The sequence below is a fragment of the Intrasporangium sp. genome, assembly GCF_032907665.1.
Lineage (GTDB): Bacteria > Actinomycetota > Actinomycetes > Actinomycetales > Dermatophilaceae > Intrasporangium.
On sequence record NZ_JAJJPG010000029.1, the window covers coordinates 1488 to 11454 of the forward strand.

7 protein-coding genes are annotated in these 9967 nt (G+C 71.2%); 2 read left to right on the forward strand and 5 right to left on the reverse strand.

Features of this window, described 5'->3' with window-relative positions:
• Positions 1 to 129: 129 nt before the first annotated feature.
• Positions 130 to 2370 carry an ATP-dependent DNA helicase gene (locus LOY02_RS06675; protein WP_317181556.1) on the reverse strand — a complete coding sequence of 747 codons (2241 nt, stop codon included), beginning with the start codon at positions 2368 to 2370 and terminating at the stop codon, positions 130 to 132.
• A 176-nt stretch (positions 2371 to 2546) separates the two neighbouring features.
• Here LOY02_RS06675 and LOY02_RS06680 point away from each other — a divergent pair, with 176 nt between their 5' ends.
• Positions 2547 to 4295, forward strand: a complete 1749-nt coding sequence (locus tag LOY02_RS06680; protein ID WP_317181557.1) for a formate--tetrahydrofolate ligase — start codon at positions 2547 to 2549, stop codon at positions 4293 to 4295.
• A 66-nt stretch (positions 4296 to 4361) separates the two neighbouring features.
• Here LOY02_RS06680 and LOY02_RS06685 read toward each other — a convergent pair whose 3' ends face one another.
• Positions 4362 to 5504, reverse strand: coding sequence for a GNAT family N-acetyltransferase (locus tag LOY02_RS06685; RefSeq protein WP_317181558.1), 1143 nt, complete (start codon positions 5502 to 5504; stop codon positions 4362 to 4364).
• A gap of 111 nt (positions 5505 to 5615) precedes the next feature.
• On the reverse strand, positions 5616 to 7100 hold the full coding sequence (gene hflX / locus LOY02_RS06690) for a GTPase HflX (protein ID WP_317181559.1): 1485 nt from the start codon (positions 7098 to 7100) through the stop codon (positions 5616 to 5618).
• A 278-nt stretch (positions 7101 to 7378) separates the two neighbouring features.
• Between hflX and LOY02_RS06695 the strand changes: the two genes are divergently transcribed.
• Entirely contained in the window at positions 7379 to 8023 is a 645-nt protein-coding gene (locus LOY02_RS06695; RefSeq protein WP_317181560.1) for a class I SAM-dependent methyltransferase, read from the forward strand.
• A gap of 60 nt (positions 8024 to 8083) precedes the next feature.
• Here LOY02_RS06695 and LOY02_RS06700 read toward each other — a convergent pair whose 3' ends face one another.
• Entirely contained in the window at positions 8084 to 9304 is a 1221-nt protein-coding gene (locus LOY02_RS06700) for a cysteine desulfurase-like protein (RefSeq protein WP_317181561.1), read from the reverse strand.
• 108 nt (positions 9305 to 9412) lie between these two features.
• Positions 9413 to 9838, reverse strand: coding sequence for a DUF1801 domain-containing protein (locus LOY02_RS06705; RefSeq protein WP_317181562.1), 426 nt, complete (start codon positions 9836 to 9838; stop codon positions 9413 to 9415).
• Positions 9839 to 9967 lie beyond the last annotated feature (129 nt).

The window sequence follows — 9967 nt, forward strand, 5'->3', positions numbered from 1 at the left end:
CTCGTCGAGTGGCCCCATCGTCCACCGCCCCCTGGGGACATCGGGGCCACTCGAGCGGCGTGCACTCGTCGAGTGGCCCCATCGTCCACCGCCCCCTGGGGACATCGGGGCCACTCGAGTGACGTGCAGTCAGTCGAAGAGCTGACCGGTTGCCAGCGTGAGGCCGAGCTGGTCTGCGCGGGCGGCGATGGCGTCCTCGGGCAGCTCGAAGTGGTCGACGAGCTCGTCGAGGAGCATTCCCGCCTCGGCCGCGTCACGGAGCTCGTCGTCCTGCTCGTCCGTCCAGGCGTGGCCCCCGGTCACGGCGCTCCGCGAGGCCCCTGCGGCAGGTGGCGGCGGCGCGACGGGGCGCGGGTGCTCCGTGCCCTCACCATCGGTCCGAGCCCCGGCGAGCGACCGCAGGGCGGGCTCCTCGACGGGCACCGGCTCGGGCGCGGTCTCGTCGAGTCGGGACAGTGCGGCGAGCACCATCGCCTTGTCGGTCGTCGGCCAGAACGGCGGCAGCGACCGCTGCAGGAAGCCGGCGTAGCGCGCCGTCATCATCCGGGAGTCGAGGAACGCGACGACGCCGCGGTCATCGGCCCTGCGGACCAGGCGACCGGCGCCCTGGGCCAACCGGAGCGCGGCGTGTGTCGCCGACACGGCCATGAAGCCGTTGCCCCCCATCCGCGCGATGGCCTGCGAACGCGCCGAGGAGAGCGGGTCGTCGGGCCGCGGGAAGGGGATCCGGTCGATGATGACGAGCTGGCACGAGGAGCCCGGCACGTCCACCCCCTGCCACAGGGAGAGGGTGCCGAAGAGGCAGGTCCGTGGGTCACGGGCGAACTGGCGCACGAGGGTGGAGATCTGGTCCTCGCCCTGGCACAGGACCGGGAGGTCGTCGCCGAGCCGGGCACGCAGGACCTCCGCCGCGGTCTGCGCGGCACGCATCGACGAGAAGAGCCCGAGCGTCCGCCCGCCGGCCGCCCGGACGAGCTGCTCGATCTCGTCGAGGCTCTCGTCGCTCGCCCCGTCCCTGCCGGGCGGGGGCAGGTGTGCTGCGACGTAGGCGATCGCCTGCTTCGGGTAGTCGAAGGGGCTCCCGACGTCGAGACCCTGCCAGGCCGGGGCCCCTTCTCCCCGCAGACCGATCGTGCCCGCCACCGCGTCGAAGGTCCCGCCGAGCTCGAGCGTCGCGGACGTGAGGACGACGGTGCGGTCGGTGAAGATCTTGTCGCGCACGAGCAGGGCGACGCTCATCGGCGCCACCCGGAGGACGGGTCCGCGCCGCTGGTCATGGCTGAGCCACACGACGTCGAGCTCGCGCTCCTCGAGGATCCGCTCGGCGTTCTCGTGGATCTCGTCCACGGCTGCTCGTGCCACCTGGCGGGCACCGTCGGCCTCCTGCCCCTGGGCCGGCTTGAGGTCGGACTGGACGGCGCGGGCGGTGTCGCGGACACGGGCGAGCGCGAGCGCGACCGGGTCGGGCAGCCCGAGGAGGCGACCGTCAGTCAGGGGCTCGATCGCCGCTGCGAGGAGCTCGGCCGCCTCCTCGAGGGGGCGGACGTTCTCGGAGAGGCGACCGGCCTTCTTCGCTGCAGCCGTCACCATCGCCCCGGTCAGCTCGTCGGTGATCGTGGCGGTCACCCGGTCGACGAGCTCGTGAGCCTCGTCGATGACGAGCAGGTCGTGCTCGGGCAGCATCTGTCGCCCCTCGAAGGCATCGATGGCCATGAAGGAGTGGTTGGTGACGATGACGTCGACCTCCTTGGCCGCCTCGCGCGCCCGCTCGACGAAGCAGTCCGCGACGAGGGGGCACGTGCTGCCAAGACACTCGTGCGCGGACACGGAGACCTGGCGCCACGCCCGCTCCGTCACACCCGGGACGAGCTCGTCCCGGTCACCTGAGTCCGTCTCGTCCGCCCACTCACGCAGGCGGACGACCTCCTGCCCCAGCCGGCCGGCGCCCGCGTCGACCTGTCCGACGGACAGCAGCGTCTCGTCATCGTCGGGGAAGCCACCGTGGATCTTGTTGAGGCAGACGTAGTTTCGCCGGCCCTTGACGAGGGCGTACGTCGGACGCCGGCCGAGCATCGGCTCCAACGCGGCGGCAACCCGAGGCATGTCACGGTCGACGATCTGCGCCTGCAGGGCCAACGTGGCGGTGGCGACGACGGCTGGTCGTCCCGTGTCGAAGGCGTGCGCGACGGCGGGCACGAGGTAGGCCAGCGACTTGCCGGTCCCGGTGCCCGCCTGGACGAGGAGGTGCTCCTTCGATGCGATCGCGGCCGCGACGGCACGGCCCATCTCGACCTGTCCCGGCCTTTCCCGGCCGCCCACCGCGAGGACGGCGGCGTGGAGGAGCTGGTCGAGCGTCGGTCCCGGGGCCATTGGCTCAGGGTATTGCGCCGGGCGCACGATCGGCCCCACGGTCGTCCACCTGTGCACAACCCGCCTGCGGGACCCGCCGAGTCGGTTCACGCCTCCGTGTGACGCGCCTGTCCCTCGACGTGACTACCTCGCCACGAAGACCCCCGGCGCGGCGCGGAGTGCGGTTGGATCGAACCATGACCAACCCGTCGTTTCCCTCAGACCTCGACATCGCGTCCGCAGCAACTCTGCGACCCATGGACGAGATCGGCGCCCAGCTCGGTATCAGCCCCGACCACCTCGAGCCCTACGGCCGCGACGTCGCGAAGATCGACCTCGCCTTTCTCGATGAGCCCGCAGGTCGCGGTGCGGAGACCGCCGGCGACGGCGCCGCCTCGTCGGGTGGTCACCGCGCCAAGTACGTCGTCGTCACTGCGGTGACCCCGACGCCGCTCGGCGAGGGCAAGACGACGACGTCCGTGGGCCTGGCCCAGGGGCTCCAGCGACTCGGCAGGCGAGCGGTCGTGGCCCTGCGCCAGCCGTCGATGGGTCCGACCTTCGGGATCAAGGGGGGCGCCGCCGGCGGCGGCTACAGCCAGGTCGTCCCGATGGAACGGCTCAACATGCACCTCACGGGTGACTTCCACGCCATCACTGCGGCACACAACCTGCTCGCCGCGATGATCGACAACCACCTCCATCACGGCAACGCCCTCGGCATCGACGTCCGCAACATCACGTGGCGGCGCGTCCTCGACGTCAACGACCGGGCATTGCGCAACGTCGTCATCGGCCTCGGCGCCCGCGAGGACGGCGTCGTGCGCGACACCGGCTTCGACATCACGGCCGCGAGCGAGATCATGGTGCTGCTCACCCTGGCCACGTCGCTGCAGGACCTCCGCAAGCGCCTCGGCCGCATCGTCGTCGGCTACACGACCGAGGGTGCGAGCGTCACCGCCGAGGACCTCGGCGCCGCGGGCGCCATGGCTGCCATGCTCAAGGACGCGATCAAGCCGAATCTGCTCCAGACGCTCGAGGGTGGCCCTGCGATCATCCACTGCGGACCGTTCGGCAACATCGCGACCGGCACGTCCTCGGTCACCGCCGACCTCATCGCCATACGGGGCAGTGACTACGCGATCACCGAGGCGGGGTTCGGTGCGGACATGGGCGCAGAGCGGTTCTTCAACGTCAAGTGCCGCGTGAGCGGGCTCAAACCCGACGTCGCCGTCATCGTCGTCACGGTCCGAGCCCTCAAGTCGCACTCGGGCAACTACGCCATCCGCCCCGGGAAGCCGCTCCCGCCCGGACTGCTCGAGGAGAACCCCTCCGACGTCGAGGCCGGCCTGCCCAACCTGCGCAAGCACATCGAGATCGTCCGTCGGTTCGGGGTCCAGCCGGTCGTCGCGATCAACGCCTTCCCCCAGGACCACGAGTCCGAGCACGCCGTCATCCGTCGCTACTGCAACGGCATCGGGGTTCGCACGGCCGTGAGCCGGCACGTGGCCGAGGGCGGTGCCGGCGCCCGAGAGCTGGCCGAGGTCGTCATGGAGGCGGCGCACGAGCCCACCTCGTTCGAGTTCCTCTATCCGCTCGACCTCCCCCTCGAGCAGAAGATCGAGGCCATCGCCACCCAGATCTACGGCGCGGACGGCATCGACGTCGCCCCGGGGGCCGCCAAGGCGCTGCGGGACTACGAGCGGCTCGGCTTCGGGGGTCTGCCGGTCGTCATCGCCAAGACGCACCTGTCCATCTCCTCGGACCCGACCCTCAAGGGCGCCCCACGGGGATGGCGCCTGCCGGTCCGTGAGGTTCGTGCCGCGGTGGGCGCGGGCTACGTCTATGCCATCTGCGGTGAGATGCGGACGATGCCGGGGCTCTCGGCGACCCCCAACGCCCAGCGGATCGACGTCAGCGCCGACGGGAACATCACCGGGCTCAGCTGATCTGCGAGACCGGGGCGCGGGGTCCGGCACGCACCGGATCCGGCCGGCGCCGTGTGCTCGACGCGCTCAGGCGCGCCCGTCCGAGACGACAGGCCGCCCGTCGACCCGGCGCGCCATGAACACGTCGTCGCGGTAGTCGTCACCCTCCAGCCAGATGGCGCCCGGGAGGCGGCCCACCTCCGTCCACCCCGCTCGGGCATAGAAGTCGCCGAGTCCCAGGCCGCTGCGGTAGTCGAGGAGCAGCAGGATGACACCCTCGAGCTCGCGTCGCACGACCCCGACCATGCCGGCCAGGAGCACGCTGCCCAGGTTGCGCCCCTGGACGGCCGGGTCGACCATGAGTCGTTTGAGCGTGGCGACGTGCTCGAACCCCCGCTGGCCCGCGTGCTCCCAGAAGCCGTAGCCGCAGAGCGCTCCTGTGGGCTCGCGGAGCTCCACGAGCAGGGCGGTCCCCCCGCGCACGACCTCGAGGTGCTGCTCGAGCGCGGCGCGGACCTCGTCGACAGGGGCTCCGGGAAGGAATCCGACGGCGCCACCGGTGTCGTTGACGCGCCGCCACACGTCGACGAGGGCTTCGGTGTCGAGGGTGTCCGAGCTGAAGGGGGTGTCGATCGCACCGGTCCCTCGCGTGACCCGCAGGCGCGGGGCCTGGAGGATGATGTCGGGCTCGTCGTCCGGGAAGTCCGGGTGGACCTTCCGGCTGACCTCGACGAGCCCGGCCGCCGCACAGGTGCGCAACGAGGCGACGTTGACCGGCGCGACGACGGCCTGGACCGGCAGCTCGGGGCGATGCTCCGTCGCCCACGCCGTGAGGGCTCTCGCAACCTCCCGACCGAGGCCCCGACCGTGCGCGGCAGCCGCCAACCGGAAGTAGAGGTTGAGGTGTGGTGGTCCATCGCCCGTGACGACGCGCAGCCCCGCCCAGCCCAGGACCCCACCGGCATCACGCTCGCGGATCACCGCGTAGTCGATGCCCTGGTCTCGCCACCGCTCGAGGACGGCCGCGAACCACTCCTCGCACTGCTCCGGGGTCGGCATCGCCGCCGGCTTGTGCGCGTAGGTCCGAGGGTCGGTGTGCAGCCGGACGTAGTCGTCGAAGTCGGGTGCCCCAGGGCGGCGCAGCTCGAGTCGCGCCGTCGCGATCCACGCCGTCGCCTCGCCCTCCTGCCCTGTCACGGCGCCGCCCTCTCGGGTCGCAACAACGTCCATGGGCCCATCGTCGCCGAAACCGCCGACACCCGACTGCGGGAGGAGTCCCACGATGCCGTATGCCGCTGAGCGGGCTCAGCGGCATACGGCATCGTCGAGCGGCTGGTCGGGTCAGGCGACGACGTAGTCGGAGAGGTCCGCCTCGATGGCGCGGGTCACGCGGGCACGGACGCGCGTGCCGTCCTCGACGTGCTCGCTCTCGAGGATCTCGCCCCCCTCGTGGATCTTCGACAGCAGGTCACCGCGGTCGTAGGGCACGAGGGCCTCGACCTCGACCTCGGGCTTCGGCAGCTCGCGAGCAATGAGCTCGCGCAGAGCCCCGATCCCCTCACCCGTCCGCGCGGACACGGCGATCGCGTGCTTCTCGTGGCGGCGCAGCCGCGCGAGGACCTCGGGGTCGGCGATGTCGGCCTTGTTGATGACGATGATCTCCTTGATCTCGTCGCCACCGACCTCGGAGAGGACCGCCCGCACCGCCGAGATCTGCCCCTCCGGGTCGGGGTGGGAGCCGTCGACGACGTGCAGCAGCAGGTCTGCGTCGCCGACCTCCTCGAGGGTCGACCGGAAGGCCTCGACGAGCTGGTGCGGCAGGCTGCGGACGAAGCCGACCGTGTCGGCGAGGGTGTAGATGCGCCCGTCCTCGGTCTCGGCCCGGCGCACGGTCGGGTCGAGGGTGGCGAAGAGCTGGTTCTGCACGAGCACGCCCGCGCCCGTGAGACGGTTGAGCAGCGAGCTCTTGCCGGCGTTGGTGTAGCCGGCGATCGCGACGCTGGGGATGCCGCCCTCGCGGCGACCGCGGCGCTTGGTGTCGCGGGTCGTCTTCATCCCCTTGATGTCGCGCCGCAGCTTGGCGATCTTCGTGTTGATGCGGCGCCGGTCGAGCTCGATCTTCGTCTCACCGGGTCCACGGGAGCCGATGCCCTCACCACCGGCCACGCGGCCACCGGCCTGCCGGGACATCGACTCGCCCCAGCCACGCAGGCGCGGCAGGAGGTACTGGAGCTGGGCCAACTCGACCTGGGACTTGCCCTCCCGGCTCTTCGCGTGCTGGGCGAAGATGTCGAGGATCAGGGCCGTCCGGTCGATGACCTTGATCTTGACGACGTCCTCGAGCGCGCGACGCTGGCTCGGAGCGAGCTCGCCGTCACAGATGACCGTGTCGGCGCCCTCGGCGATGACGATGTCGCGCAGCTCGAGTGCCTTCCCCTTGCCGAGGTAGGTCGCGGGGTCGGGTCGCTGGCGTCGCTGGATCACTCCGGCGAGCACGGTCGAACCGGCGGTCTCGGCGAGGGCGGCGAGCTCGCGGAGGGAGTTCTCCGCGTCCTCCGACGTGCCCTCGGTCCAGACGCCGGCGAGGACGACCCGCTCGAGACGCAGTTGCCGGTACTCGACCTCGGAGATGTCCTCGAGCTCGGTCGACAGGCCGGCGACCCGCCGCAGTGCGGCGCGCTCCTCCCGGTCGAGCTGTTCGCCGTCGTAGGTGTCGCCGATGACAGCGGCCCCGTCATCGACGAGGGTGTCGTCGGCGAGGGCCTCCGCCCTGGTGGCCAGCAGGTCTTCTGCCGGCGCGTGCTTCATGGTGTGGCTTCGATTCATGTTCTCCCTATGGTCCCACGGCTGACAACGCCCAGCACCGCGGTTTTCTGCCCGGTCCCGGAACGGGTGGGGTGGGGTGGTCCCCGGGCGGTCGGCCTGCTGCCACCACGAATCGCGCCCCGGCCCGATCGGCGGTGGCGTTCGGCCTGGTCGGCCACCACGAATCGCGCCCCGGCCCGATCGGCGGTGGCGTTCGGCCTGGTCGGCCACCACGAATCGCGCCCCGGCCCGATCGGCGGTGGCACGTCCCGTCCGTAGGGCCACTACGGTTGCCGGTGATGAGCGAGCGCCCAGACCACTACTTCAGCGCGGAGCCGGCCACTGCCGAGGAGCGCAGGCGGATCCGGGTCCGGATCGAGGGGCGGGACCTCGAGCTGACCACCGCCCGGGGTGTCTACTCTCCCGACCGGCTGGACCCGGGCACTGCAGTCCTCCTCGCGCGCGGGCCCGACCCGAGCCCGACGGGCCAGCTGCTCGACATCGGCTGCGGATGGGGACCGCTCTCGATCGCACTCGCGCTGCGCTCCCCCGCAGCCCACGTCTGGGGCGTCGACGTCAACCGCAGGGCGCTGCAGCTCGCGACACTGAACGCGGAGGCCGCCGGCGTCGACAACGTCACCTTCTGCGAACCGGACCAGGTGCCTGAGGACGTGCGTTTCGCGACGATCTGGTCCAACCCGCCGATCCACGTCGGCAAGGCGGCCCTCCACGAGATCCTCGCCCGCTGGCTCCCGCGCCTCACCGACGACGGCGTTGCCCACCTCGTCGTCCAGAAGCACCTCGGCTCCGACTCGCTCCAGAAGTGGGTGAACTCCCAGGACTGGGGGCTGACGTGTACGCGCCTGTCCTCTGCCAGAGCCTTCCGGATCCTCGAGGTCCGTTGGTCGCTCGACACGACTCGGGCGACGACGAACCACTCCTGATCAGGTGGTTCCGGCGCCGGGCCGTCGACCGTGGGGCCACCCCACGGGAGGGTGACAACGTCAGACCAGTGCCTCCAGGCCCGCGATGAGCCGGTCGACGTCGGCGTCGTCGGTGTAGGGCGCCAACCCCGTGCGCACTCCCCCGCCGTCTCCGAGCCCGAGGCTGCGCGAGCACTCGACGGCGTAGAAGTTGCCCGCCGGCGCGTTGACCCCCAGGTCCGCCAACGCCCCCCGGACCTGCTGGGAGTCCCGGCCGTCGACCGTGAACAGCAGCGTCGGCGTGCGGATCGCGGCGTTGCTGTAGACCTTGACGCCCGGCAGGGCTCGCAGCGCGGTCTCGAGTCGGTCGCCGAGACGCGCCTCGTGCTCCTCGAGCGCGGCGAAGCCGGCGGCGAGGCGACCGCGCCGGTCGGACCGCTCGGCTCCCTCCTCATCCCAGTCGGCGGTCGCGAGGCCTGCGAGGAAGTCCACAGCGGCTGTGGCACCGGCCATGAGCTCGTAGGGCAGGGTGCCCAGCTCGAACCGCTCGGGGACCGCGTCGCTGGACGGCAGCAGCTTGTCCATCCTCACGGTCTCGAGCAGGTCCGGGTCCGCGGCGAGCACGCCGCAGTGGGGTCCGAGGAACTTGTACGGCGAGCAGGTCCAGAAGTCGGCGCCGAGCGCGGCTCGGTCGACGGAGACGTGCGCCGTGGCGTGGACACCGTCGACCCAGTGGAGCGCCCCGGCGTCGTGGACGACCGTGGAGATGTCGGCCACCGGGGGCCGGGTGCCGATGAGGTTCGAGGCGGCCGTCGTCGCGACGAGGCGGGTGCGGCCGGAGAGCTGCGCGGCAATCGCGTCGGCGGACAGCTCCCCCGTCGAGGGATCGAAGTCGACCCACCGGACCGTCGCACCGACGGCAGCGGCAGCCTGGACCCAGGGGCGGATGTTCGAGTCATGGTCGAGCCGAGTGACGACCACCTCGTCGCCGGGAGTCCAGGTCCGGGCGAGCGCACGGGCGAAGTCGTACGTCAGGGCCGTGGCGCTGCGGCCGTAGACGATGCCACGGGGGTCGGTCGCCAGCAGGTCACCCAGTGCGGACCGGAAGTCGGTCACGATGTGTTCGGCTCGGCGCTCGGCTGCCGTCACGGTGCCACGGTTGGCCACGGCCGAGACGAGAGTGTCGTGGACGGCCCGGGCGACGACGTCCGGCGTCTGGCTTCCGCCCGGCCCGTCGAAGTGCGCGGCGCCCTCCTTCAGGGCAGGGAAGTGCGATCGAACGGCGTCCACGTCGTAGGTCATGGCTCCATGATCACAGCAGTGTGATCACGCAGGACGGGGACGTGACGGCTCGACACGGTCAGGGCTGCTGTGGCCGCGGCCACGGTCTCATCGCGTCAGCCGGCTGCGTCACATCTTCTCGCCCGGCAGGGCGCTCGCCTGCTCGATCCAGGAGCGAAGCTGGTCCTCGTCGAGCTCGTCGTCCTCGCGGATGTCGAGGTAGCGCACCTCGTCGTGCTTGGACGCCTTCGGCGGCAGGGGATCGAGTGATGTCCCTCTGAGGAACTGCAGCTGGACGTAGTCGGTGTAGCACCGGAAGGAGAGGAACCAGCCCTCGTCCTTGCCGTAGAACGGCTGGTTCCACTTGACGGCCTTGCGCACCTGCGGAACCGTGCTCGCGACGAGCTTGTCGAGGCGTTGCCCGACGTCGCTCTTCCAACCGGGCATGGCCGCGACGTAGTCCTGGACGGGGCCGTCACCCTCGCCCTTGGGGATCTGTGGGTTGCCACCAGAGAGCAACGTCGGTCGCGCGTCGTTCTTCTTGCTGTCGGTCATCGGATGTCGTCCTCTCCGCGAACCACGAGAGATGGCGAGCTGCTTCACCTGGGCGTCCGACTCCGACCATGGTATCGCCGCTCAGCAGTCGGTATCGCCGCTCAGAGGTCGATGTCCCCGTCGGCGACG

Excerpts from the sequence above, each read along its gene's own strand:
- LOY02_RS06695 (WP_317181560.1), top strand. The coding sequence starts at position 7,379 with ATGAGCGAGCGCCCAGACCACTACTTCAGCGCGGAGCCGGCCACTGCC.
- LOY02_RS06700 (WP_317181561.1), bottom strand. The coding sequence starts at position 9,304 with ATGACCTACGACGTGGACGCCGTTCGATCGCACTTCCCTGCCCTGAAG.
- LOY02_RS06675 (WP_317181556.1), bottom strand. The coding sequence starts at position 2,370 with ATGGCCCCGGGACCGACGCTCGACCAGCTCCTCCACGCCGCCGTCCTC.
- hflX (WP_317181559.1), bottom strand. The coding sequence starts at position 7,100 with ATGAATCGAAGCCACACCATGAAGCACGCGCCGGCAGAAGACCTGCTG.
- LOY02_RS06680 (WP_317181557.1), top strand. The coding sequence starts at position 2,547 with ATGACCAACCCGTCGTTTCCCTCAGACCTCGACATCGCGTCCGCAGCA.
- LOY02_RS06685 (WP_317181558.1), bottom strand. The coding sequence starts at position 5,504 with ATGGACGTTGTTGCGACCCGAGAGGGCGGCGCCGTGACAGGGCAGGAG.
- LOY02_RS06705 (WP_317181562.1), bottom strand. The coding sequence starts at position 9,838 with ATGACCGACAGCAAGAAGAACGACGCGCGACCGACGTTGCTCTCTGGT.